The sequence below is a fragment of the Actinorhabdospora filicis genome (assembly GCF_030269765.1).
Lineage (GTDB): Bacteria > Actinomycetota > Actinomycetes > Mycobacteriales > Micromonosporaceae > Actinorhabdospora > Actinorhabdospora filicis.
The window spans coordinates 1,834,049-1,858,990 of the sequence record NZ_BSTX01000001.1 but is presented as its reverse complement, the minus strand read 5'-3'; the positions used below and the strand labels follow the sequence as shown (position 1 = coordinate 1,858,990).

General features: G+C 72.0%; 21 protein-coding genes. 6 read left to right on the top strand and 15 right to left on the bottom strand.

Annotated elements, in window-relative coordinates; all coding sequences use genetic code 11:
• Positions 1-333 precede the first annotated feature (333 nt).
• Positions 334-972: a hypothetical protein gene (locus QSK10_RS08670; protein ID WP_285662096.1), complete on the bottom strand. Its 639-nt coding sequence runs from the start codon at positions 970-972 to the stop codon at positions 334-336.
• A 64-nt stretch (positions 973-1,036) separates the two neighbouring features.
• Here QSK10_RS08670 and QSK10_RS08665 point away from each other — a divergent pair, with 64 nt between their 5' ends.
• Together QSK10_RS08665 and QSK10_RS08660 are read left to right on the top strand one after the other, a co-directional pair.
• A complete protein-coding gene (locus QSK10_RS08665) occupies positions 1,037-1,900 on the top strand; it encodes an HhH-GPD family protein (protein WP_285662095.1) in 864 nt (287 codons plus the stop codon).
• Between the two features lie 110 nt (positions 1,901-2,010).
• Positions 2,011-3,183, top strand: coding sequence for a DUF4241 domain-containing protein (locus QSK10_RS08660; RefSeq protein WP_285662094.1), 1,173 nt, complete (start codon positions 2,011-2,013; stop codon positions 3,181-3,183).
• A 178-nt stretch (positions 3,184-3,361) separates the two neighbouring features.
• Here QSK10_RS08660 and QSK10_RS08655 read toward each other — a convergent pair whose 3' ends face one another.
• The 3 genes from QSK10_RS08655 to QSK10_RS08645 all read right to left on the bottom strand — a co-directional run bounded on the left by QSK10_RS08655 (position 3,362) and on the right by QSK10_RS08645 (position 7,005).
• Positions 3,362-4,522: a trypsin-like serine peptidase gene (locus QSK10_RS08655; RefSeq protein ID WP_285662093.1), complete on the bottom strand. Its 1,161-nt coding sequence runs from the start codon at positions 4,520-4,522 to the stop codon at positions 3,362-3,364.
• A gap of 81 nt (positions 4,523-4,603) precedes the next feature.
• Entirely contained in the window at positions 4,604-5,170 is a 567-nt protein-coding gene (locus tag QSK10_RS08650; RefSeq protein WP_285662942.1) for a nitroreductase family protein, read from the bottom strand.
• A 149-nt stretch (positions 5,171-5,319) separates the two neighbouring features.
• Complete coding sequence (locus QSK10_RS08645) at positions 5,320-7,005, bottom strand: NAD-binding protein (protein WP_285662092.1); 1,686 nt, start codon at positions 7,003-7,005, stop codon at positions 5,320-5,322.
• Between the two features lie 462 nt (positions 7,006-7,467).
• Here QSK10_RS08645 and QSK10_RS08640 point away from each other — a divergent pair, with 462 nt between their 5' ends.
• On the top strand, positions 7,468-8,523 hold the full coding sequence (locus tag QSK10_RS08640; RefSeq protein WP_285662091.1) for a hypothetical protein: 1,056 nt from the start codon (positions 7,468-7,470) through the stop codon (positions 8,521-8,523).
• A gap of 114 nt (positions 8,524-8,637) precedes the next feature.
• Here the strand turns inward: QSK10_RS08640 and QSK10_RS08635 are convergent, their stop codons facing one another.
• From QSK10_RS08635 to QSK10_RS08595, 9 genes are all read right to left on the bottom strand, one after another.
• A complete protein-coding gene (locus QSK10_RS08635) occupies positions 8,638-9,834 on the bottom strand; it encodes a hypothetical protein (RefSeq protein ID WP_285662090.1) in 1,197 nt (398 codons plus the stop codon).
• Entirely contained in the window at positions 9,831-10,349 is a 519-nt protein-coding gene (locus QSK10_RS08630) for a SigE family RNA polymerase sigma factor (RefSeq protein ID WP_285662089.1), read from the bottom strand. Before QSK10_RS08630 ends, QSK10_RS08635 begins: the two co-directional genes overlap by 4 nt.
• 148 nt (positions 10,350-10,497) lie before the next feature.
• A complete protein-coding gene (locus QSK10_RS08625) occupies positions 10,498-12,153 on the bottom strand; it encodes a fumarate hydratase (protein ID WP_285662088.1) in 1,656 nt (551 codons plus the stop codon).
• Positions 12,154-12,206: 53 nt separating this feature from the next.
• Positions 12,207-13,046 carry a class I SAM-dependent methyltransferase gene (locus tag QSK10_RS08620; protein ID WP_285662087.1) on the bottom strand — a complete coding sequence of 280 codons (840 nt, stop codon included), beginning with the start codon at positions 13,044-13,046 and terminating at the stop codon, positions 12,207-12,209.
• A 22-nt stretch (positions 13,047-13,068) separates the two neighbouring features.
• On the bottom strand, positions 13,069-15,603 hold the full coding sequence (locus QSK10_RS08615) for an Hsp70 family protein (RefSeq protein WP_285662086.1): 2,535 nt from the start codon (positions 15,601-15,603) through the stop codon (positions 13,069-13,071).
• 57 nt (positions 15,604-15,660) lie between these two features.
• On the bottom strand, positions 15,661-16,245 hold the full coding sequence (locus QSK10_RS08610) for a Uma2 family endonuclease (RefSeq protein ID WP_285662085.1): 585 nt from the start codon (positions 16,243-16,245) through the stop codon (positions 15,661-15,663).
• Between the two features lie 121 nt (positions 16,246-16,366).
• Positions 16,367-17,398, bottom strand: coding sequence for a 23S rRNA (guanosine(2251)-2'-O)-methyltransferase RlmB (rlmB, locus tag QSK10_RS08605; RefSeq protein ID WP_285662084.1), 1,032 nt, complete (start codon positions 17,396-17,398; stop codon positions 16,367-16,369).
• Entirely contained in the window at positions 17,398-18,828 is a 1,431-nt protein-coding gene (cysS, locus tag QSK10_RS08600) for a cysteine--tRNA ligase (RefSeq protein ID WP_285662083.1), read from the bottom strand. The genes rlmB and cysS overlap by 1 nt, the downstream gene beginning before the upstream one ends.
• A gap of 77 nt (positions 18,829-18,905) precedes the next feature.
• Positions 18,906-19,433, bottom strand: coding sequence for a DUF7158 domain-containing protein (locus tag QSK10_RS08595; RefSeq protein WP_285662082.1), 528 nt, complete (start codon positions 19,431-19,433; stop codon positions 18,906-18,908).
• 31 nt (positions 19,434-19,464) lie between these two features.
• Here QSK10_RS08595 and QSK10_RS08590 point away from each other — a divergent pair, with 31 nt between their 5' ends.
• Entirely contained in the window at positions 19,465-19,815 is a 351-nt protein-coding gene (locus tag QSK10_RS08590; protein ID WP_285662081.1) for a hypothetical protein, read from the top strand.
• Entirely contained in the window at positions 19,812-20,090 is a 279-nt protein-coding gene (locus tag QSK10_RS08585) for a hypothetical protein (RefSeq protein ID WP_285662080.1), read from the top strand. The genes QSK10_RS08590 and QSK10_RS08585 overlap by 4 nt, the downstream gene beginning before the upstream one ends.
• Here QSK10_RS08585 and QSK10_RS08580 read toward each other — a convergent pair.
• Positions 20,087-20,440 (bottom strand): hypothetical protein, encoded by a 354-nt coding sequence (locus tag QSK10_RS08580; protein WP_285662079.1) that lies wholly within the window; start codon positions 20,438-20,440, stop codon positions 20,087-20,089. The two genes, QSK10_RS08585 and QSK10_RS08580, sit on opposite strands and share 4 nt — an antisense overlap.
• Positions 20,441-20,487: 47 nt before the next feature.
• On the opposite strand from QSK10_RS08580, the gene QSK10_RS08575 reads away from it, so the two are divergent.
• Complete coding sequence (locus tag QSK10_RS08575) at positions 20,488-20,811, top strand: hypothetical protein (RefSeq protein WP_285662078.1); 324 nt, start codon at positions 20,488-20,490, stop codon at positions 20,809-20,811.
• Here the strand turns inward: QSK10_RS08575 and QSK10_RS08570 are convergent.
• Positions 20,798-24,934, bottom strand: coding sequence for a glycoside hydrolase family 38 N-terminal domain-containing protein (locus tag QSK10_RS08570; RefSeq protein WP_285662077.1), 4,137 nt, complete (start codon positions 24,932-24,934; stop codon positions 20,798-20,800). The two genes, QSK10_RS08575 and QSK10_RS08570, sit on opposite strands and share 14 nt — an antisense overlap.
• Positions 24,935-24,942 lie beyond the last annotated feature (8 nt).

Sequence of the window (24,942 nt, the reverse complement as noted above, 5' to 3'; positions counted from 1 at the left end):
CGGTCCCCGGTCGTCACGGCTTCCACGCGCATCCGTGACGTCGGTTGACCCGCACCATTGGGGCACCCGTGGCCGACTGGCTGGCGGTTAGCGTCCGGCCGGGTGTGTGGCGGTGCGGAAGCGGAGTCCCCGCGCCCCGCCGGCGTTACCGCCGGTGGACGATCAGGCTGCGATGCTCCGCGGGCGCGATGCAGTTTTGCCGTCGGCGTGACGGGTCCGGGACTGTTGCCCCTGCGAAGTGGCGCCCGTGCCGCACCGAGTCAGATAGACATCGAGCAACTTCGAATTCACCCTCCGTGATCGAACGGTACCACGGGGCAATATGAAAAGCGCTCAATCGATGGTGAAGGCCGCGGGCTTGCCCCACAGCGTCCCGCACCGGGCCGTGACCTCGTACTTCCCCGCCGGAACCGTCCGCGAACCCGAGCGGCAGCCCGGTGTCGAGGTCTTCCCGTTCCACGTCACCCGCGAGGTCACCACCTCGCCGGGCTGGAGCGTCCGCTTGCCCGGATCACCCGCGCCCGCGCAGTCGTCGGAGGACCACAGGCGCTCCTCACCGGCCTTCACCTGGACCTCCTGCGCCTTCGAGCCCACCTCCCGCGCGCACGCCACCGCCGACGTGTTGGTCACGGTCACCTCGATGGTCAGGTACCCGCCCTTCGGGATCACCGCCCCCGACGGCTTGGCGACCACCGCGAGCGCCGCGTCCGGGCACACCGCGCCCGGCACCGGCCCCGACGCGCTCGGCTTCGCGGCCTGCGAGTCCCCCACGTACGGGTGCTTCACCCCGTCGTCCTCGGCCGGCGGCGGCGCGCTCGTCGCCCCCACCGTCGCCTCGGCCGCGGCGGGCGTCGCCGGTGGGGCGTCCTCACCCCCCGAGCAGGCGTAGAACCCGAAGGCCGCCACCACGACCACCCCGCCCAGCACCATCGCCCGGCGGCGCCAGAACGTGCCCGTCGATCTCGCTCTCACCAGCGGAACGTAACCCCGCCCTGCGCTCCGGGCCGCGCGACACGCTGTGTCAGGATCGACGGCGATGACCGACGACATCTGGCGCCTGGCCGCCGACTGGTTCGCCGAGAACGCCCGCGACCTCCCCTGGCGACGCCCCGGCACGACCCCCTGGGGCGTCCTCGTCAGCGAGGTCATGTCCCAGCAGACCCCCGTCAAACGCGTCGCCCCCGCCTGGGAGGCCTGGCTCGACCGCTGGCCCACCCCCGCCGACCTCGCCGCCGAACCCACCGGCGAGGCCATTCGCATGTGGAACCGCCTCGGCTACCCCCGCCGCGCCCTCCGCCTCCACGCCGCCGCCGTGGCGATCGCCACCGACCACGACAACCAGGTCCCCACCACCATCGCCGCCCTGGAGGCCCTCCCCGGCATCGGCACCTACACCGCCCGCGCGGTCGCCGCCTTCGCCCACCGCCAGCGCCACCCCGTCGTCGACACCAACGTCCGCCGCGTCGTCGCCCGCCTCGCCGGGAGACCCGACGCCGGCATGGCCACCACCCCCGCCGACCTCCGCGCGGCCGAGCAGTTGCTCCCGCCGGGGGAGGAGGACGCCGCGGTGACCTCGGCGGCGCTGATGGAGATCGGCGCCCTCATCTGCACCGCCCGCGCACCGAGTTGTGCGGAGTGTCCCCTCGCCGCGGTGTGCGAATGGCACGCCAGCGGTGAAGAGCTGCCCGAGGGCCCCTCCCGCAAGCCGCAGAAGTACACCGGCACCGACCGCCACGTCCGCGGCCTGATCATGGCCGTGCTGCGGGAGGCGGACCTGCCGGTGCCGAGGGTGTCCCTCGACGGCGTGTGGCATGAGGCCGAGCGGCGAGAGCGTGCCCTGGCAGGGCTCGTCGCGGATGGCCTGGTGGCGGTGGAGGACGAGAGGTACCGGCTGCCCTAGGGGTGTACGCACCAGGCTGGCCGCCGCGACGACCTGCCTCGGTGGATCTGTCGGAGGCGGCGGGTAGATTTCCGTTCGCCCTCGACCCGTGCCCGCCCCGGAGGACGACCATGCCCTTGACCCTGCGCTACTGCGACGGCTGGGACTGGGATGCGGGTGAACAGGTCGGCTGGTGGACGGCCGCCGACGCGCTCGCGGCGGACCGGGAAGGACGGCAGTACTCGGTACTGGTGCTCGACGGCGACACCCCGATCGCGGTCGTCGACGTCGCCTGGCACTCGCACTACCTCGCCGTGTCGCACATGGACGACCGGCGGCGACGCACCCGGAAGACGGTGTACCGCCGACTCCGCGACGACGCCATGTTCCCCACCCGGGACGTCGAGTGGCGCTACCGGCCCGACCAGCGTCACGGCGATGCCGACGTCTGGCAACGAGAGACGACCCGGACCGCACACGGGCGGGTTCACGTGGCGACCCAAGAGCGCGGCGCACGCGGCGGCCTGCGCACCACCGTCGCCACCAAGGACATCGGCTCGCTATGGCGGGCGCTCCCGCGCGCGGAGGAGCCCGAGGGCTTCGCTCCCGATGCCACGGTCACCGAGCCCGATGACGGCTCGCGCTTCGGGAAGACCCTGCCGTGGCACCCGCCGGTCCCGCTGACCGTGCCCTACCTCGACGCGCTCCTGACCCCCGGCACCACCGTCGCGTGGCCCAAGCCCGAGGACAAGGCGACGATCCGATGGTGGCGGCCCGCGACTGGGCTGAACCTGCCCACCGGCCGTGTCCTGGCCCGCGACCCGCTCCTGCTCGGCTCGGACACGGAGAAGCCCTTCGCGGCCGAAGTCCCACCCGGGACCTACCCGGTCGTGTTCGCCATGGCCGTCCGAGAGGGTGAGACCGACGAAGGCCCGGTGGCCGCGGTGATCCTGCGGATCAGCGAGGAACCGGTCGTCTCATGGAGCCTGGCCGTCGCCGAAGACCAGGACCCGCGCACCCTCGGCGACCGCGAGTACTTCGGTTTCGGCGTCGACACGGGCATGGGCTGCTTCACCGACGCCGGGAACGCACCCGCGCTCGCCGAGTACGTCGAAGAGCTCTACGACATCACCGAGCTGATCGAGGAGACCGCCACGATCACCGTCCCGGGCACCGAGGCCAACTTGATCGGCTGGTCCTGCTTCTACGGCGACGGCGATTACCCGACCTGGCTCGGCCGCGATGCCCGGGGCGAGGTCGTGTGTTTCGTCGCAGACATGCTCATTCTCCGCTCCCGGCCTTGAAAACAGGGCCGGCCGCCCACCCTCCCCGCGCGGGTCAGCGCGGGCAGGGCAGGCGGCCGGTGCGACGGTCCCCGGGCCGGGTGGACGGGCGCCCCATCACGGTGGGCGCCCCAGCCCGGTGGCGCGGCGGTGGGAGTTGGATCGCTGCTGGTGATCCTGTGCCGCCGCGCTCAGGCCGTCAGATGTACTCGCCGATCGCGTTCATGAGCAGATCGGCCCGGACGCCGGAGTTGGGGCAACCGCCGAAGTGGTGGAGGGCGATCACCTTGTGCGTCGAACGGGCCAGGACCGGCGAGCCGGATGAGCCGAATTCGGTGTCGCAGTAGTAGCTGACATCGGTGTCGGCTTGATATCCCTGGTACTTGGGCGAGTCGACGCGGCAGTATCCGCCCTCGTCGGAGTCGCTGTCCACGGACAGCTTGAGCGGCTCGCCGCTGGGGTGCTGTGGAATGTAGAGCTTCTCGCCCTTGGTGGCGACGCGGTCGTCGAGCTCCAGGAAGCCGAAGTCCTTGATCGCCTCGAAATCCTGGACGGTGAAGAGCGTGTAGTCGAGGTTCTGGTCGGTGGACAGGACCTCGTCGCCGAGGACCTTCACCGGCTCGCGGGTGGCGCCGCCACCGCAGACGCGGCACTCGTAGCCGAACCAGACCTCGGTGGCGCGGGCGTCACGGGTCGTCTCGAAGCAGTGGTGGTTGGTCAGCATGCGGTTCTGCGCGCCGACCCGCCAGGCGGTGCAGAGGGTGGTGCCGTTGATGAGCAGGCGGGCCACCGGCTCGGTGTGCTGGTAGACCTGCGGGTCGGACTCGGCGTAGCAGACCGCGTCCTTCTTGTCGTCGCCGCCGCAGAGGCTCTCCTCATGGCGGGGCGCGTGCGCGGCGGCCTCCTCGGCGCTGAAGCCGCGGGAGATCTTGTCGACGGTGACGCCGTAGGCGGGCAGCTTCGCCAGCAGCGCCGATTCGCGGATCGGCCGCTCCAGGTGCAGGGTCAGCCGGGCCTTGTCGCCGGACACCGAGGTCGCCCAGGTGTCGCCGTTGTCGTAGCGGCGGTTCTCGCGTCCGTCCATGCTCGACACCGTCACGTAGTCGCCCTCGGCGAGCAGCATCCGCTCGAAGTGCACCTTGATGAAGGACGCGCCCGGCCGCGAGATCACCCGCTCGGTCACGCCGTCGTAGCCCAGCTTCACGTCGGCGTCCTCGACCTGGGCGACCTGTGCCGGGGCGTATTCCTGCCGCGCCGTGGGGGGCGTCTGCGCCCCCGCGTCGGGGCCGAGGAAGGGCAACAGCCCGCCCAGGAGCAGCATCGCCCCGCCGATGATCGTCTTACGAGCCCTTCCGGACACCCGCGCCTCCCCATGGGGTCGATTCGTCGCCTGGTGTAACGAGGCGGACGTCGGAGAGTTGCGGGACGCGTGTGTGCGCCGCTATCGGCGTATCAGCACCTCGTCGAGGGACTTCCGGTGGATGTCGGGCACGCGCGCGCCGCGCGCCGGGTAGCCCACGGGGATCAGGACGTAGGGCCGCTCGTTGGCCGGGCGTCCCAGGATCTCCCCGAGGAACTTCATCGGCGAGGGCGTGTGCGTCAGCGTCGCCAGCCCGGCCCCGTGCAGCGCGGCCAGCAGGAACCCGGTCGCGATGCCCACCGACTCCTTCACGTAGTACGGGCGCGGCTCGCTCTCTCCCTTGTGGACCTCGAAGACCACGATCAGCGCGGGCGCCTCCACCAGGAACGGCTTGTCGGAGTCGGTCCCCAGCGGCGCCAGCGCCGCCAGCCACTCCTCCGAGGCGCGCCGCTGGTAGAACTCGCGCTCCTCCTCCTCGGCGCCCAGCCGGATCTCGGCCTTGAGATCGGGATCGGTGACGACGACGAACCGCCACGGCTGGATGTTCGCCCCGCTGGGCGCGGTCGCCGCTGCGCGCACCGCGTCCTCGATGACCTCCATCGGCACCGGGTCGGGCGCGAAGTCGCGGATCGTGCGCCGCAGCTCCATCCGGTCGGCGAACGCCGCCGCGCGGTGCCGCGACTCCTCGGGAGAGAGGTCGAAACGGGGGGCGGCCACCGTCGGCCAGGAATCGATAGCTGGGTTACCAAAAGACATGCGAACAGGATCACCGTCCACAATCACCCCGGCAAGGACGATCAAGTCCCTGAAATGGGCGTCTCCGCGCGGCGCATGGTCCGCCGCAGGTCGGCGCGGCCGGCCACCACCAGCATCCGGTCGCCCGGATGCAGCACGAGCGACGGCGGCGGCCCGAAGTGCTCGCCCACCGCCAGCACCCACACCCCGGTGCGGACCGTCCCCTGACGCACCGACCCCACGTGCGCCCCGTCGAGATCGGAGCGCTCGCCGACGACGACCTCGGCGATCACCAGGACCGCCCGGTCGACGGTCATGGTGCCCTTGACGTCCTGCGCGGTCAGCGCGGCGGCGAACGCGGGCGCGGCCACCGTCGACACGCTCAGGGTGCGCGAGATGTCGGAGCGCTCGTCGATGCGCCTGGCCAGATCGCCGTCCCCCACGCGCAGCACCACCCGCAGCCCGGCGCGGATGCCTCGCGCGTTCCACGCCGCCTCCAGGTTCACCACGTCGCTGCTGGTCACCGCCACCAGCGAACGGCACGAGCGGACGTAGGCGGCGTCCAGGATCTCCGGGCGCGAGGCGTCGCCCAGCACGACCGGGACGCCCAGCGCGCGCGCCGCCTCCACCCCCGGCGCGGCCTCGTCGCGCTCGATCGCCACCACCGGCACGCCCAGCTTCGACAGCTGCGTCACCACCCGCACGCCCACGTTGCCCAGGCCGATGACGACGACGTGGTCGCTGACCGGCCGCCGCAACCGCCCTGAGGCCGCCGCGAGCCGCCGCCCGACCACCGTCTCCACGATCGACGCGGTCAGCACCGGAACCAGCGCGACCCCGGAGAAGGCCACCAGCATGTGCGTCACCTGCTCCATCCCCGCCGCCTTCAGGTCGGGGTCGATGCCCCCGGCGGTGGTCAGGATGACGACGTAGGCCGCCTGGAGCCAGGTCAGCGCCGGCTGATGGTTCTCGGCGATCACGAACGTGCCCGCGATGACGACGGCGCCCAGCACCAGCGCCGTTATCCGCAGCTTGCGGTCCATGGTCTCCCGCACCACGTCCCACGACGCGGTGAACGCCCGCCGCAGCCGGTGCGGGACCGTCGGCCGCGCCGGGCGCGGGGGACGCTCGGTGACGGCCAGCACGAGGTCGGCCTCCGGATCGCCCGCGGTGACCAGCCGCCGCCCGTCGTCGGCCGAGGCGACACCGCACACCACCGTCGCGTCCGGCACCGACCCGTTGCGGGTGAGGTAGAGCGTGCGCCCCGAACCCAGCTCGACGTGCGCGTCCGGGATCTCCCCGAGCGCCGTCGCCACGAACGAGGGCGCGGCCATCTCGGCGTCGGAGAGCACCACGCAGTCGCCGATCAGCTCCTCGACGCGCTCGCGCAGCGCGGTGTTGAACAGCCGCAGGACGATCGGCAGGCCCGGGTTGGCCGCGCGGACGCGCAGGGCCGCGTGGACGTTCTCCACGTCGTCCTGGTGGACGAACGCGATGGCCTTGGCGGTGTCGGTGCGCGCGGCCCGGAAGGCGTCCTCGTCCAGGCGCTCGGACTCGATGAGCAGGACCTTGGAGATCTTCCCGATCTGCGGGCCCCGGCCGGTACGGCGCGACTTCAGCAGAACGGTGACCTGCTCGTCCCTCATGGACAGCTCCTCCACCAGGCGGTGGGCGAGGGTGTCCTGACCACAGACGACCACGTGAGCCTTGCGGCGGATCGAGGTGAGAGAGGTGACCGTCGACAGCACGCAGCGAAGCCTATCGATCTAGCGCCACTGTGCTCCGACCCCTCGCGACACGCCCGGGATCACGGCCGCGTTCCCTTTTCCGGTGGTCGCTCGTTGTATCGACCGAGACACAGCCAGTGTCTGACGGCCTCGCTCGCCTGGGACCGCTTCGCGGGCTCATGGCGACGGCCGACGCGCACACGGCGCAGCCCGCGTCGTGCGCCCGGGAGGGAACAGCGCGAGACGTGCGCGAGACACGGCCGGAAGTGGCGACTGCCGGCCCTCACGTCCCCGCGTCCCACCCGGACCGGTCCACTCGCGGACCTGCGCCGGCCCTTGAGCCCACGATCCGCCCAACCGTCCGCCCGGGCATCCGGCCCGGCCGGCACCGCGGCACCCGCCGCGGCGGCGAAGAGGCCGCAGAAGAGCGCCTGCGGGATGAGCAGGCGCCTGAGGCAGTGATTCAAAACCGAAAGGTACGCAATGAAGAAGTGGCTCAACCGCACCGCGAGCACTGTGGGTATGGCCGGCGGGATCGTTCTGCTGGCCGCGGGTATCGCGCAGGCCGCCGACGACGCCATCGTCGCGCAGTCTCCGGTTCCCGGCCTCTCCAGTGGCGCGGGGCTCGGCCAGCTCGACCCCACCGGCCTCGTCGGTGGCCTCTCCGGCAGCCCCCTGGGCCTGCCGAACCCGGCCACCGGCGTGACCGACGGCCTCCTGGGCGCGCCCGCGCCGCACCACGGCAAGGGCAAGCACAAGGAAGCCGGCATGACCGACGCCTTCACTGGGATGTCCAGTGGGCTGGCGCAGGGCTTCACACACGGCCTCCCCGTCGCGGGCGAGGTCCCGACCCTGCGCTCGCTGCCGGCCGGTGCCTCCGACCTGAGCGAGATCAACTCCACCGACGTGGTCGCTGACCTGATCCGCGTCCAGGACGTTCTCGACCAGACCACGGAGTCCGGCCCGCTCCCGCTCGGCCCCGGCCTGCCGGTCGGCGGCCTCGACACCTCCGCCGCGAACGTGGTGGACGGCGTCACCTCCGGCCTCCCGGCGAAGGACCTCGTCGGCGGCCTCCCGGTGGTCGGCGGGCTCGCCCCGCAGGTCACCGCGCCGGTCAAGCACAAGGTGAAGGCGGGGGCCCCCATGGTCTCCGACACCACCAACACCCTGGGGGAGCGCAAGGCCGCGCCCGCCCCGGTTCCCGGAGCCGACCTGCTCGGCGGCCTGCCCCTCGTGGGCGGGCTGACCGGTGGCGGCCTCCCGGTCGTCGGCGGTCTCCCCGTCGGCGGCATGGTCCCCACCGAGTCCGGTGCGACCGACCTGCTCGGCGGGCTGCCCGTGGTGGGCGGCCTGACCGGTTCGGGTCTGCCCGGCTCGGCGGCCCTGCAGGCCGTCCCCGGCCTGGGCGCCACCGAGAAGGGCGGTCAGGCGACCGACCTCATCGGCGGCCTGCCCCTGGTCGGCGAGCAGCTGGGCGGCACGTCCTCGGTCCTGCCGGGTGACGTGGCGAGCCTCGGTTCGCTGGGCGGCATCGCCTAACTCGCGATACGCGGCGGCCTTCGGGCCGCCACCGAAAGGGATGGGACCGGTGGGTTCACCACCGGTCCCTTTTCCCTTCCCGGGGACACCCCCGTGGTACCCCGGGGAAGGGCCTCAGAAGCCCAGGTTCGCGGCTTCGGCGGGCAGCCCGGCCGAGGGGCTGACGTACATGGTGCCGATACTGCTGACGCAGTCCATGGTGCGCAGGATCGTGCCGTCGGTGAGGCTCACCAGTTCGAGCTTCGGCGTCGCGCCGATCCAGGAATAGCGTGCGATGGTGTTCGCGTCGTACCAGGCCAGGTTCTGCCCGTAGAGACCGTTGTCCCAGTCGATGTTGACGATCGGGGTGCTCTTAAGGCCGGTGGTGAGGTCGATGGTCGCGAAGTACCCACCGATGCCGCCCTGCGATTCGCTATTGGCGCGGAACTCGTACAGCAGGTACCGGCCGTCGGGTGACACCCGGTGCAGCAGTGTGCGCCAGTTTCCCTGGAGCGTCATTGCCGCTCCCATGGCGCCGTTGTTGTCGAGGGGCCGCAGTTCGGTCGTGTCCGTGCCGGGGTCGCCGGGCCCGGAGGAGAGGTCGCCGATGGTGGCCAGGTAGGTGTTCGAGTCGGCGGCCCAGGTCACGCTCCGGATCCCCTTGCCCGCCGGGAGCGGGATCTCGGTCATGGTCCCGGCGGCCACGTCGTAGCGGAACAGCTTTGCGAAGTTCTGCGCCATGGGCTCGTTCGTGTAGACGGGGATGAGGGCCTTGGCGCCGTCCGGGGACCAGAGGTTCTCCGGCTCGTTGAGGAACGTCACCCCGCCCGTCTCGATCCAGGTGACGGCGGCCGGTCCCTCGTCCAGGTACTCCTCGCGGTCGGCGACACCGACACGGGTGTGGATTCCGGTCTCCTGGTCCTGGGTCAGCTCGTTCACCAGTACGGTCCGCTGGTCGGGCGAGGGCACCGTGAGGTACGGGACGCCCTGGTAGCGCCCGGTGCGCCGGTCCAGCAGGTAGTGGTCCCGGTCGCCACGGGCGAACCCGTCCAGGACCATCGGCCCGCCACCGGGTCGCGGGATCTCCGCCTCGGGGAAGTAGCTCGAAGAGTAGGACGGCGACGGCCCCGAACTCGGCACGCCCGCGCGGTTCAGCCACATGGATCCGCCGATGAACAGCGCGGACACCGCCACCACCGCGATCAGCGCCCGGCGTCCCCGGACGACGTTGTTCCGGCGGAGGGCACTGTCGGCCGCGTCGTGGACCGGCAGCAGGTCCGGTGGAAACGGAATGTCCCGGAACTCGTCGACGAGTTCCCGCTCGTCCTTCATCTGAAGGCCTCCGTACGGTTTTCGGACGCCGCCCGCAGGCGGCGCAAGTTGGCGATGCCGCGCGCGGCCTGACTGCGCACGCCGCCGGTGGAGATGCCGAGGACGGCCGCGACCTCCGCTTCGGGCCGGTCCTCGTAGTAGCGCAGGACGACGATCAGCCGCTGCCGGTACGGCAGCCGCGCCAGATCGGCCAGCAGGTCTCGCCGCGTGGCGACGTCCTCGGCGTGATCGCGTTCGGTGTCGTGCTCCGGCGGGGCAGCGACCACCGACTCCGGTCGCCGCGCCCGCGTCCGCCACGCGTTGTACTGGCTGCGGTAGAGCGCCTTGCGCACGTAGGCGAAAGGCTGATCGCGGTCCCGGATCCGGTGCCAGCGGCGTGCGCACGCCGCCAGCGCCGACTGGACCAGGTCCTGCGCCAGGTGCACGTCACCGGACAGCAGGTACGCCACCCGCAGCAGCGCGGGCGACTGCGTGTCGACGAATTCGCGGAACTCCCTCTCGTACTCGGCTCTCACACGGGTTCCGCCTTTCGGGCTGAGGGGCGATGATGGGCCATCACGGGTATAGACACCGCCCGTCCACCGCGCGCTGCTCGTCGCCCGGAGATCTTTCCCGGGCACGCGAAAGGGCCGCGCGGTACCCCGCGCGGCCCTTCGCAGAACCCTAAGCGCCCGTGCGGATCGTCAGCACCGGCGTGGTGACCTCGGCGAAGAAGTCGTTGCCCTTGTCGTCGACGACGATGAACGCCGGGAAGTCCTCCACCTCGATCTTCCAGACCGCCTCCATGCCCAGCTCCGGGTACTCCAGGACCTCCACCTTCTTGATGCAGTCCTGCGCGAGGCGGGCGGCGGGGCCGCCGATGGAGCCGAGGTAGAAGCCGCCGTGGTCGCGGCAGGCGTTGGTGACGGCCTTGGAGCGGTTGCCCTTGGCCAGCATCACCTGGGAGCCGCCGGCGGCCTGGAAGCGCTCGACGTAGGAGTCCATGCGCCCGGCCGTGGTGGGGCCGAAGGAGCCGGAGGCGTAGCCCTCGGGGGTCTTGGCGGGCCCGGCGTAGTAGACGGCGTGGTCGCGCATGTACTGCGGCATGGGCTCACCGGCGTCGAGGCGCTCGGCGATCTTGGCGTGCGCGATGTCGCGGGCCACGACGAGGGGCCCGGACAGGGACAGGCGCGTCTTGACGGGGTACTTCGACAGCTCGGCGCGGATCTCGCTCATCGGCCGGTTCAGGTCGATCCGGACGACGTCGTCGGCGCCTTCGAGGTCGGCGTCGGTGGTGTCGGGGAGGTAGCGGGCCGGGTCGCGTTCGAGCTGCTCCAGGAAGACGCCCTCGGCGGTGATCTTGCCGAGCATCTGGCGGTCGGCCGAGCACGACACCGCGATCGCCACCGGGCAGGACGCGCCGTGGCGGGGGAGGCGCACGACGCGGACGTCGTGGCAGAAGTACTTCCCGCCGAACTGCGCGCCGATGCCGAACTTGCGGGTCAAGTCCAGGACCTGCGCCTCCAGCTCCACGTCGCGGAAGCCGTGGCCGGTGGCCGAACCGGTGATCGGCAGGTTGTCCAGGTAGTGCGCCGAGGCGTACTTGGCGGTCTTGAGCGCGAACTCCGCCGAGGTGCCGCCGACCACGATCGCCAGGTGGTACGGCGGGCACGCGGCCGTGCCCAGCGAGCGCAGCTTCTCCTCCAGGAACTGCATCATGCGCGTCGGGTTGAGGACGGCCTTGGTCTCCTGGTACAGGAAGGACTTGTTGGCCGAGCCGCCGCCCTTGGCCATGAACAGGAACTTGTACGCGTCATCGCCCTCGGCGTACAGCTCGATCTGCGCGGGCAGGTTCGAGCCGGTGTTCTTCTCGTCCCACATGGTCAGCGGCGCCATCTGCGAATAGCGCAGGTTCAGCTTCGTGTAGGCGTCGTAGACGCCGCGCGAGATGTGCTCGGCGTCGCGGCCGTCGGTGAGGACGTGGCGGCCGCGCTTGCCCATCACGATCGCGGTACCGGTGTCCTGGCACATCGGCAGGACGCCACCGGCGGCGATATTGGCGTTCTTGAGCAGGTCGCGGGCCACGAACTTGTCGTTGGCCGAGGCCTCCGGGTCGTCCAGGATCGACGCGAGCTGCGCCAGGTGCGCCGGGCGCAGCAGGTGCGAGATGTCGTGCATGGCCTCTTCGGTGATGTACCGGAGGGCGTCCGGCTCCACGGTGAGCAGCCGGCGTCCGCCCGGGGCCTCGATCACGTCGATGCCGTCGGTGGTCAGCAGCCGATACTCCGTCGTGTCGGGGCCGAGGGGGAGGAGGTCGGTGTACGTGAAGTCGGTGGTCACGACCACCAAGATAGCGCCGCGCGACCCGCCCTCCCGACCCCGGATGGAGCCCGTCACACGTCCGCTTTGACCGCCGCGAAGATCGCCGTACCGGGGATCACCTTGCCGCGCAGAGGGCTCCAGCCGCCCCACACGTGCTCGTTCTCCTCCGGCCACTCCGGCTCGACCAGATCGGCGAGGCGCAGCCCGGACGCGGCGATCGCGCGCACCCAGTCGCCGACGGTGCGGTGGTGCTCGACGTATGTCACCGCGCCCGACTCGTCCTCCTCGACGTAGGCGTTGCGGTCGAAGTAGCTGTGCACGGCGGCCAGGCCCGGCTCGGTGGGGTCGTCCAGGAAGCACCAGCGGATCGGGTGCGTCACGGAGAACACCAGCCGTCCCCCGGGACGCAGTACGCGCGTGATCTCCCGCAGCGCGCCCCCGGCGTCGGCGATGAACGGGAGGGCGCCGTAGGCGGAGCACACCACGTCGAAGGACGCGTCGGCGAACGGCAGGACCTGCGCGTCGGCCTGCACGGCCGGCAGCGTGACGTCGCTCTCCAGGTCGATGCGCCGGGCGTGCTGCAACTGCCGCCAGGACAGCTCCAGGCCCACCACGTGCGCGCCCTCGCCCAGCAGCCACCGGCCGCACTGCCCGGCGCCGCAGCCCAGCTCCAGGACGCGCCTGCCGCGCACGTCCCCGAGGAGCCGCAGGTCGGCCTCCTCGACGCCCTCGGGTCCCCACACGAAGCGGGCGTCGCCGAGGAACTCGCCGTGCTCGGCCTGGTAGGCGTCGGCGGCGCCGTCCCACCACCGGCGGTTGCCGGCGGCGCTCTCGGCGGTGGAGGCGGCCCGGCGGGCGACGCGGGCGGTGTCGGTGGGGTACTGCGCTGATTCGGGCTCGGCTGCGGTCACCCCGGGATTGTCGCAGTCGTGCCTATGCGTCCCGGAACCGCCAGACCGTGTAGCCGTCGCTGCCGTGACAGGCGAGGACCTTCTGGTCGGGCACGCAACCCGCGACGCCGATCTGCCCGAGGCCGATCTCCACGCCGTCGAGCGCGCCCAGGCCCTTGACGTCGAAGGCCTGGGTGGAGGTGCCGCCCGGGAAGAGGAGGAGGCTGCCGGAGTCGATGGCGCTGAAGGTGCCCGCGTGCGGCGCGCCGATCGGCTTGAAGTCGGCGTCCAGGATCGTGGTGGTCGGGCCGGTCTTCTCATTGTCGACGTAGAGCGCGAAGTGCTCGCCCATGCCGGTGATCCAGGTGGTGTTCTGGTCGGCGGAGCTGTGCCAGGCCAGGACCGGGCCCTTGTCGGTGAGGTCGAAGACGGCGACGGCGTACTTGCCCGCGTCGGTCTTCTCCCGCAGGCACAGCCGCTCCTCGCCGCATCCCCACAGGAGGTCGGGTTTGCCGACCCCGGTGACCTGGGTGGTGGCGCCCGCGGTGAGCTTCCCGTCGTACTCGGTGAGGCCGTAGTTCGTGTCGCCGCTGGCGATGTAGAGCTTGCCCTCGAAGAGTTCCGTCTTGTCCTTGGCGGGGTCCTTGAGGATGGACGCCGAGGCGACGGTGGAGCCGTCCTCGGCCTTCCACACCGTCACCGTCTTGTCCTTGCCGAGGCCGTAGAACAGCCCGGCGGAGTCGACGGTGGTGTTGGCGGGGGCCGAGATCGCCGACCAGAGGCCGCCCTGGCCGACGTCGCCCTTCCAGGGGTGGTTCCAGACCTCTTTGCCGTCGGTGTCGTAGGCGTAGGCGGTCTCCACGTCGCCGCGGTAGACGATCAGCCGGTCGCCGAGGAACCAGATCCGGTCGTACATGACGTCGGCGACGATGGTGGCGCGGACCTTGCCGGTGTCCGGATCGATGAGGTACAGGCTGTCCAGCGGACCGCTGTTGTCGGCGCGGACCAGGATGAAGCCGCTCCCGACGGCGAGGCTGCCCCAGGCGCTCCCGGTGACCAGCCCGGCGGAGTTGCGCCACTGCTCCTTGCCGGACTCGGTGTCCACGGCGGTGATCTCGCCGGTCTTGCCGTCGCCGGTGGGGGAGAAGAAGTAGGCGACGCCGTCCTCCAGCTCGGCCGAGGCGCTGCCGGTGGCGCCCTGCGGGAGCGGCGCGGTCGCGCCCACCTGCGCGAGCTGGTGCATCGGCAGCTGCGGGTACGGGTCCCGCAGCAGCCACCAGCCGCCCACGATGACGAGGAGGAGCACCACGGCGGCGGCGATCCAGGCCGGCGGCCGCTTCCACAGTGGACGCGCCGGCGTCGGCGGGAGGAAGGGGCCGTCCGTCCCTTGTGGAGGCTGGAAGTGCCCGTCGGCGCCGTTCGGCGGGGTGTACGCCTGCACCGGCGGCGCGGGCGAGACCGGCGGCTCGGTGCGGGCCAGCGTCATCGGGTTGTGCGAAGGTAGCTGCGGCTGGGTGGCCAGGGCGCCCTCGGCGACCGGCAGCTCCGGCTGCTCCAGCACGATCGGCGCGATCCCCAGGCGCTGGTGCAGAAGCCTGGCCACCAGCGGGATCCGGCTCGCGCCGCCGACGAGGTACAGCCCCCGCAGCTGCGCGGGCTCCAGCCCGGCGGCCTGGATGACCCGGACGGTCTCGCCGATCGCCCGGTCCAGCAGTGGAGTGGCCAGGCCCTCCAGCTCATCGCGCGTCAGGTGCAGCGACACGTCCACTGTGGGCACCGGGACGGGCGCGACGGTGGTGCGCGACAGCATCTCCTTCGCGCCGCGCACGTCGTCCCAGAACTGGCGGCGCGAGCGCTTGTCGGTCTGCGACTCAGGATGCTGCAACCGCTGCCACAGCTCGGGCGCGTTGTGCGCGATGGTGCGGCCCAGATGCGCCACGAGCGCGGCGTCCACGTCCAGCCCGCCCAGGTCGGAGAGGCCACCGTCGCCGAGGACGCCGAAGCCCATCACACCGTTGTTGCGGACGACGGCCACATCGAGCGTCCCGCCGCCGAAGTCGAAGACCGCGACCGAGCCGTTCGGCGGGATCGGCTGCGCGGCGGCGAAGTAGTGCGCGGCCGCGATCGGCTCGGGCACCAGCCGCACCGGCGGGAAGCCCGCCTTCGCGGCGGCGTCCTGGAGCAGGTCGCGGCGGCGCGCGGTCCACTTCGCCGGATGGGTCAGCACCGCCGGGGGCAGGAAACCGACGGCCTCGATCGCCTTGTCGGCCACCGCCCGCAGAATCGCGGTCAGCAGCGCGACGACCGGGACCTCCCGCTCGCCCAGGAGGATGGCGTCCTCTTCGGTGCGCTGCTTGGGATTGGGCTCGTACCGCCCGGGCGCGGTCAGCGCCAGCCTCTGCGCGTCACGGCCGACGTGGATGTGGCCGCCCTCGTCGAGGAAGACCGAGGAGGGCATCACGTGCGTCCCGTCGACCAGCAGCGGGCGGACGCGCCCGTCCGGCCAGCGGATCACGGCGACGGTGTTGGACGTGCCGAGGTCGACGCTCAGGAGGTAGCCGGGCTGCGGGGATGCCATGGGTGCGCGCTCCAGGGGTGGGGGTGCGCGTCGATTTTAGGGGGTGGGGGCCAGCCCTCAGGAGGTGCGTCGTCGGCCCTCCAGCCGAGCGAGGTCGATCGAGCATTCGATCGGTTCGCGAAGGTCGAGAACCCCGCCCGGTGCGACCTTCTCGGCGAGGACGTAGGCGTCATCACGAAGCAGGTACAGCGTGGCGGCGAAACCCGCCGTCTCCTCTTTCAGGATGAGGTACGCCGGGACTCCCGCCTCGGCGTAGTCGGCCATCTTCTGCCGGAACTCTTTGCCCCCGCCCGGCGAAATGACCTCGACGACCAGCAGCAGGTCCTCGCCGGGCAGCGGTCGTCCCTTGGCGGGGGTGCGAAGCACGAAGGCGTCGGGACGGTAGTAGATCTCACCGTCGGCGAGGCGTACGTCGACGTCGGTGCCCACCTGGTCGGTCTCCTCGACGGACTCTTCGAGGATCATCGCGAGCCGACGAGCGGCGTTGTTGTGGCTGTTAGAGGCGCTGGGGGTCAAGATGAGCCTTCCGTAGTGCAGTTCCGCGCGCAGGCCCTCGGGAAGCCGGTCGAAGTCCTCTTCCGTCCACGGCCCCGGGTGGTGCAGGGCCGCCTCCCAGCCGATGTCCTGCGAAACCGCTGCCATTGCGATCACCTCCGGATAACGAGCCTAGTCGACCGGTGGTGATCGTCATGAACTGTCGGAAACCTGATCATGTGTCACACCTGCCAAAACGGCCCCCGGCGCATCGCCGGGGGCCGTCACGTCACACCGCGACTAACCGTGCCGCGCGCCGCCGCGCCACCTCGGCGAGCGTCACCGACGCCGCCACCGACGCGTTCAGCGACTCCACGGCGTTGGCCATGGGGATCGACACGCGCAGGTCGCAGGTCTCGGCGACGAGCCGGGACAGCCCGCGGCCTTCGGAGCCCACCACGATGACGAGGGGCTCGACGGCCGCCTCCAGCTGCGGCAGTTCCAGTTCGCCGTCGGCGTCGAGGCCGATGACGAGGTAACCGGCCTCCTGGCACTGCTTGAGCGCGCGGGTCATGTTGACCACGCGGGCGATGGGCATGCGGGCCGCCGCGCCGGCGGAGGCGCGCCAGGCGGTGGCGGTGACGCTGGCCGCGCGGCGTTCGGGGACGAAGACGCCGTGGGCGCCGAAGGCCGCCGCGGACCGCACGATCGCGCCGAGGTTGCGGGGGTCGGTCACGCCGTCGAGGGCGACCAGCAGGCCGGGGGCCTGTTCGTCGGCGATGGCGAGGACGTCCTCCAGGGGCTCGTAATGGAACGCGGGGACCTGGAGGCCGACGCCCTGGTGGAGGGCCTTGTTGCACATGCGGTCCAGTTCGGCGCGGGAGACTTCGAGGATCGCGATCCCCTTGTTCCCGGCGACCCGGATCGCCTCGCGGACGCGCTCGTCGATCTCGATGCCGCGCGCCACGTACAGCGCGGTGGCGGGGACGCCGCCGCGCAGAGCCTCCACGACCGGGTTGCGGCCGACGAGGACCTCGGGCGTGTCGGGGTCCTTGCGGCGGATCGGCTGGCGCGTCGGCGCGGACTTGCCGATGTGGGACACGCGGCCTTCGGCGGCCGCCTCGCGGCGGACGCGCTCCTGCTTGCGGCGGGTCTTCTTCGGCTTGTCCTCGCCGGTGTACTCCTTGTGCCAGGGCCGGTCCTGCGCGCCGAGAGTCTTGCCGCGGCCTTCCAGGGCCTTCTTGCCCTGACCGCCCGAGCCCTGTGCGGGGCCCTTCTTGGCGGTGGTGCGTCGCCCGCGACGCTGTGAATTGCCGGCCATCAGTTGCCTTTCGTGGTTTCGTACGTCCATCGTGGACCGTGTGGCGTGTCCTCGACCTGCACGCCCGCGGCCGTGAGCTGGTCGCGGAGCATGTCGGAGGTGGCGTAATCGCGGCGGGAGCGGGCGGCCTGCCGCTGTTCCAGGGTCAAGGCGACCAGCGCGTCCAGAGTGGACCGCAGGTCGTCGCCGCCACCGGCCTTCGTCCACTGGGGAGCCAGCGGGTCGAGGCCGAAGATGTCCAGCATGCGTCGTACGGAGGCCGCCGTGGACGTCAGGAGCTTGACGTCACCGGCGTCGCAGGCGGTGTTCCCCTCGCGGACGGCGTCGTGCACGGCCGCCATCGCGCCGGAGGTGTTCAGGTCGTCGTTGAGGGCGGCCTCGAACTCGGGCGCGAGCGCGCCCAGGTCGGGCCGGATGTCGTCGGCGCCGACGCGTTCGGCGGCGCGCTGCACGAAGCCCTCGATGCGCCGGAAACCGGCCGCCGAGTCGCGCAGGGCGTCCTCGGAGTACTCGATCACCGAACGGTAGTGGGGGACGGCGAGGTAGTAGCGGACCTCGATGGGACGCACGAAGGCCCGCAGCGAGTCCAGGTCGATGACGTTGCCGACGGACTTGCTCATCTTCTCGTTGCCGAGGTTCACCATCGCGTTGTGGACCCAGTAGCGCGCGAAGCCGAGCCCGGCCGCCCGCGACTGGGCGACCTCGTTCTCGTGGTGCGGGAAGACGAGGTCGACGCCGCCGCCGTGGATGTCGAAGGTGTCGCCGAGGTAGCGGCGGGCCATCGCCGAGCACTCCAGGTGCCAGCCGGGCCGCCCGCGCCCGTACCGGGTGTCCCAGTACGCGTTCTGCGGCTCGGTGTCCTTGGGGCCCTTCCACAGCGCGAAGTCGCGCGGGTCGCGCTTGGCGCGCACCGGCCCGTCGGCCGCGGCCTGCATGTGGTCGACGCGCTGGCCCGACAGCTTCCCGTACTCGCCGAAGGAGAGCACGTCGAAGTACACGTCGCCGGAGCCGTCGGCGGCCTGGTAGGCGTGCCCCTTCTCGATGAGCTCGGTGATGAGCGTCATCATCTCGGGGATGTGCCCGGTGGCGCGCGGCTCGTAGGTGGGCTCCAGGACGTTCAGGGCGGCGTAGTCGGCGGCGAGCAGGCGCTCGTTGGCGTAGGCGATCGTCCAGTACGGCCGGTCCTGCTCCAGGGCCTTGGCCAGGATCTTGTCGTCGATGTCGGTGATGTTGCGGACGAATGAGACGTCCATGCCGTTGTAGGTGAGCCAGCGGCGCAGGACGTCGTTGTTCACGCCCGACCGCAGGTGGCCTATGTGCGGCGGTGACTGCACGGTGAGACCACACAGGTAGACGCCGACCGATCCGGAAACGCGCGGCGTGAAGTCGCGCACCGAACGGGTGCCGGTGTCATGCAGTCTCAGGTTCACCGATACAGGGTATCTCCGGGCAGGTGCCCCATGGCGCTCAGGCGGGCGGTGTCAACCCGTGTGAACTGTGACCCGCGTCAATGCCGGTGGTGGTTGTCGGGCTGCCCGGGGTCGCCCGGGTGCTCCAGTCCCGCGACCAGGCGGACGCGCCGCTCGCGCTCCCCGTCGAGCCAGATCACGAACGCGCGCCGGGCGGCGGCGTCGCGGACGTGCGCGACGGCGTCGTCCCAGGTGGGTGGCTCAGGACGGTGCGCGGTGGCGGCGAGGTAGGCCTCGGCCTGGGCGTGGTCGGCGGCCGTGGACGCGGCGACGTGTTCGAACGCCGCCCGCACCGCCGCGCTGCCCTCGTAGGCGGCGGCGTTGATGGAGCCCAGCTCGACCGCCGCGACCGGGTCCAGCCGCGCCAGGGACGTCCCGCCGCCGAAGGACGCCTCGCACAGCCGCTCGGTGACGATGACCTGCGCCACCCACCGGCGCAGCTGCCGGTCCTCGGCCGACCCGGGGACGGGCAGCGCGGCGGCGCGCGGGCCCTCGCGCAGGCGCGCGACGCGCTCGTCGAGCAGGGCGATCGGCAGGGGGACGCCGTCCAGGTACGCGAGAGGCATGGGCGGAGGCTAGCGCGAAGTAGGGTGACGCATGGCCACCCCCTTAACTCGCGTCCGCCCGTCCGGTGGGCGCACCGCCGCCGTGTGGGCCCTGCTCATCGTGTCGGTCCTGGCGCTGGCCCTCGCGGGCCTGCTCGCCCTCGGCCTGTACGTCGGCGACGGAATGCGCTGCGACCATCCGACGCTCACCTGCGACTACACCGAGTCGGCCGGCATGGGCGCGGTCCTGGCGGTGACCGGGATCGGCGGGTTCGCGATGGCCCTCGCCGGGGTCCTCACCCGCCGTCGGCCGATGTCGGTGTGGCTCGGTGCGGCGGGCGTCGCCGCGCAGTGCCTGTCACTGTTCGTCATCGTCGGCGTGGTCTTCCGGGTCTTCGGGTGACCCGTCCGGTCCTCACCGCGCTGTCGGTCATCGGCGCCGTCGCCGCGGTCTGCTGGGCGGGGTTCATCGCGCTGCTGTCCCCGGCGGTGTGCCGGGGCGGCGGGGGAGCGCTCATGTGCTCCACCGGCGGGCTGCTGCTCATCGCCGCGCCGTTCGTGCTGACCGCGGTGGGCGGGGTGGCGCTCGTCCTGGTCACGCGGGGACGGCTGGGCTGGGTGGCGATCGCGGTCCAGCTGGCCGGCGCGTGCCTGGGCGTGTACCTCTCGTCGCGTTAGCGGGCGGTGGCGGCGATGGCCCAGATGGTGCCGAAGCCGATGACCAGCGCCAGCAGTGCCAGCGCGCCGGGGATCGGTGAGGGCCGCCGGGCGCGCACCGCCAGCCCGATGATCGGCGCCAGCAGCGCCACCCCCGCCATGGCGAGGGGTACCAGCAGGATCGTCCACTGCCCGGCCACCGTGCAGATGAACCCGTCGGCGGTGGTGCCGCACCCGTCGGAGGACATCGGCGCGAGGATGCCGACCATCGTCAGCATCGCCGCGCCGGGCACCGCGATGGCCAGGCACACGATCGCCCAGGCGAGACGGCCGCCCGAGACCGGGGGGCGAGGGGGACGTGGGTACACCATGCGGCCGAGGGTAGATCCGGTTTGCCAGTGGCCGCTACCGTGCGCTGATGCCCAAGCCCGCCTCGGTACCGCACGTCGCCGTCACCGTGCTCATCAACCTCTGCGCCGCCGCCTGGACGGGTCTCACCCTCTCCCTCGGCCTGCTCCTCGACGGCACCGAGGGCGGCTGCCACCAGGACGCCCCGGGCCTGTTCTGCACCGACGAGGGACGCGAGCGGCTGGGCGCGGTGCTGGCGATCCCGGCGGTCCTGGGCCTCCTGCTCACCCTCGGCGGCTGGATCGTGAACCGCCGCCGCCCGCCCGTGTGGTTCGGGCTGGGCGGCCTGGCGGTTCAGCTGGCGGGAGCGGTCACCGGCGTCATGCTCGCCTGACCTCGACCCGCACGGCCTCGGTGTAGGCGACGCGCCCGAACCACATGACCTTCACCATCGCCCAGTAATGACCCGGGCGGGCGTCGGGCGGCACGTGCACGGGGAAGGCCACCTCGGTCTCGTGCCCGGGCTCGACCGACGCGCCCAGCACCGCCCGCGGGAACAGCTCCCACGTGCCCCACGGCGAGGCCAGCTGCAACTCGGCGGAGATCGCGCTCTCGCAGCCGTTCTCCAGCCGCAGCCGCAGCTCGCCCGCACCGCCCGCGACCAGGTCCAGGGACGGCGTGAGCAGCGTCGTCGTCAGCCCGGTCGCTCGCGCCTCGGCCGCCGTGGTGCCCTGGGCGGAGTCCTTCCACTCCTTCACCGGGTCGCCCACGGGCAGCACCGGCGACTCGCCGCACACCACCGTCACCACGTCCTCGATCTCGTGGCGGCCGTCGAAGGCGCGGGCCCGGATGAAGTAGACGCCCTCGGCCAGGTCATCGGGCACTCGCATTTCCAAGCGCTGGACGACGTGCCCGCGCGGCGGCAGCTCGTAGACGTCGAGATCGTCGTCGCGCCACGGCGAGACCACCGTGACGTGCCCGGCGACCGTCGCGTCGGTGCGCTGCGAGGACACCCGCACCTCCAGCGCGACGTCCTGCCCCGGCTCTACGGTGAGCAGCGCCGGGGACACCGCCAGCCCGAGCGGCTGGTAGCCCATCGGCGCCGGACCCCGGTTGTGCAGCCAGTAGCGCGCGTAGACCGGTTGGGCGACCTCGGCGTCGGCGCCCAGCACCGGACCCGGAGCCGGTGGCACGGACGCGACGAACGTGGCGATCTCGTGCCCCTCCAGTACGAATTGCTCATCGGCGGGCTCGCCGGGCCGCTCCAGCAGATCGGCGCAGCGCAGATCACCGAAGTCCACCGACACGATCTGCCCGAGCCCGCTGGCCTCCGACAGCCGCAGCGCCACCTCGCCGTCCACAGGGGACTCACCGAAGGCGATCGCGTGCCCGGCGGGCTTGAGCGCGGTCAGCAGCACGTCCCGCTCCGGCTCGATCCGCAGCATCGAGTGGACGCCCGGCAGCCCACCCCCACCGGTCGACATGCGCGCGTGCAGCGGCGTGGAGAACTCCTGACCCTGCGCCGACAGCCGCAGCTCCCGCCAGTCGCCGCCACCGGAGACCAGCGCGTAGTCGAACTCGTGCGTCCAGTGCTGCAACTGGAACCCCGAGCCGTCCGGCGCGGTCCGGCGCGGCGGATCGATCCACACCCCCGAAGGCCAGCCCGTGCACGAGCGCATCAGCGACGCGTGCAGCGCGCCCGTGGCGTCCACCGCGAAACCCGGCAGGCCGTAGGTGAGCAGCGCGACCGTGCGGCACTCGCGCACCACCGGCTCGCCCTCCGGCGGCGCCAGGACGCAGGCCGCGCGGATCTCGGCCGGGCGGTTGCGGCCGCGCTGCTCGTCCAGCTCGTCCAGCAGCGCGGGGACGTCCGCCGCGAGCAACGCCGGCAGCGCCCGCAGGTCCCGCAGATCGGCGTTCGGCCGCCACACCTCCGTCAGCGGCCGCTCCGCCGGAATCCACATGAGACCCCCGACGCCCGCCACCCCCGCCAGTAGCTCCGCCGCCACCGCGTTCCGCTCCGGGCCGCCCAGCACGATCCGGGTGTCCGGCAGATTCGAATCCACGTGCAGCCACCCGTAACGCGGCCCCTCCGGGCGCGTCACCGTCGCCGTCACACCCAGCCGCGCCAGCTCCACCACCAGATCCCGGACCCCCGGCTCGCCCTCCGGGGCCACGATCTCCACCACCCCCACCGAGCGGAAACCGCCCTCGCCCAGATCCACCCACAGCGCCGAGGACAGCCCGAACCACGTGTTCGCCGGATTGTCCAGCGTCCACGGCGCCCCGGCACTGTCCACATCGGGCAGCGCGAACCCGCGCCCGATCGCCGCGCCCGCCACCTCCGACACCGGCAGCGCGCCCGGCAGATCACAGGCGAACCTCACCCGCAGCAGCCGGTCGGCGCCGGTGAAGTCCAGGACCCGGGTGCGCAGATCGACCCGGTCGTGGCCGCGCAGCAGCGTCACCGTCTGCTCGTAGTCCACGTCCTCCACCCGGCCCCGCACGACCAGGCGCTCGCCGAGGGCCGAGACCTCCTTGCGCACCACCGCCTCCGTCTCGCCCGAGGAGCGGACGGGACCGGCGGGCAGCAGGTGCCAGGGGCCCTCGCCGAAGTGCGGGTGCGTCGGGTACTCCTCGTAGACGCGCAGCTCGTTGCCGAGACCGCCCTCGCGCAGCAGTTCGCGCTTCGCGGCCTTCTCGACAACACTGGACAGTCCGCCGCCGCGGCCGGGGTCGGCGCACACCGCGTAGTGCTCGTTCTCGATGCCGGTGCCCTCGGCCGGCGTCCATCCGCCGTCGCCGCCCTCGGTGAGGGTGAAGGTCTTCCAGCCCATCGACGGCACGCCCGTGGCCAGGAACACCAGGTGCCCGTCCAGCACCGCCGAGGGCACCGGCGTCTCTCCGTCCGCGACGCCCACTGTGGACGAGGCGACCGGCAGCCGGACCAGTCCGTCGCGCTCGAAGGCCAGGGTGTTCACCACGACCACGCCCTCCGCCGCGACGTGGCCCACCAGGGCGTCCAGGGCCGCGTCGCGGACCCCGGCGGCCAGGTCGTGCGCCTCGCGCCAGCCGGTGAGCAGGTCGATGTAGACCTGATCGGACTCCGAGCCGGTGATCGCGTCGTGGTGGGCGCCGTAGGCCAGCTGCCGCCACACCTTGTCCATCGCCGCGTGCGGATACCCGTGCCCGCCGAGGATCCCGGCCAGCACCGCCAGCTTCTCGGCGTCGGTGGCGGCGGTCTCGGCGGCCCGCTGCGCCTGCTTGGTGTCGATGTAGGAGACGTCCTTGCCGGTGTAGACCGGGTTCATGTCCCGCGACTGCGGGGACGCCGCCATGCCGCGTTCGGCGAGTTCGGCGCGCACGGCGTCCAGGAAGTCGCGCGGGGTCGCGCACACGAACCGCGGCCACAGGTAGCGGGAGTTCCAGTCGCGCTGGATCGCCGTCACCCACTTGTTCGGCGGGGTGTAGTCGGTGCCGACCGGCAGCAGGATGTTCTTCGTGGCCGCCACCGGTTTCAGGGCCGCGTACAGCTCGTAGGTCTGGCGTTCGGCATCGGCCAATGTGGACGCCGAGTCCATCCGCCACCCGGCCGAGTAGTGGTTGGGCATGTAGTGGGTCAGCACGCCCTTGCCGGAGGGCGAGATCCACTCGAATTCGCTGTCGAACTGCATGACCGAGGCGTCGCCGCCGGCCTCGCCGTAGTTCTTCAGCATCGGCCCCCACTGGTGGAACGGGCCGCGCGCCCAGGCCGAGCCGGTCAGCCCGGCGTCGGCGAGCAGGCCGGGGAACTGCGGATCGTGCCCGAAGACGTCCAGCTGCCAGGCGGTGCGGGGATCGCCGCCGAGGATGCCGCGCTGGTATCCCACGCCGTAGGCGATGTTGCGGACGGTGGTCTCCAGTCCGGTGAGGTTGGTGTTCGGCTCGTTATAGGTGCCGCCGAGCAGCTCGGCCTGTCCGGTCGCCAGGAGCCGGGCGAGGTCGGCGCGGCGCTCGGGGTGGGTGTCGAAGAACGGCTTGAGGTAGTCGATCTCGGCGAGCACGAACTTGTACAGCGGGTCGCGCAGCGCGAGGTCCATGTGCGCCTCGACGAGCGCGAAGCCGTTGCCGGACCACAGGGGGCGCGTCGAGCCGTCCCCGGCCAGGAACTCCCATGGGCTGGTGTAGGCGGCCTGGGTGTTCCACCAGACGGGGTCGTAGTGGAAGTGCGAGACCAGGTGCATCGTCCAGCCGGGCTCGTGCCGCTCCACTGTGGACTCGGCGCGGGCGAGTTCGGTGCCGTCGTCGTGGAGGGTGACGATGACATCGTTGTCCGGGCCGGTGAACTCGATCGGGACCTCGACCTCGGTGGCGCCGGGCGGGACGGTGGCGGTGCCGCGCACGCCGCGTCCGGCGACGGCGAGGGTGAGCCCCTCGCGGGCCCCGTCGAGGGCGACCCGCAGGATCTGGCGGGGATCGTCCGCGGTGCCGGTGAACAGGTCGGTGGAGACGACGGCCGTGATGCGCGGGGTGGTCATGCCGGGGG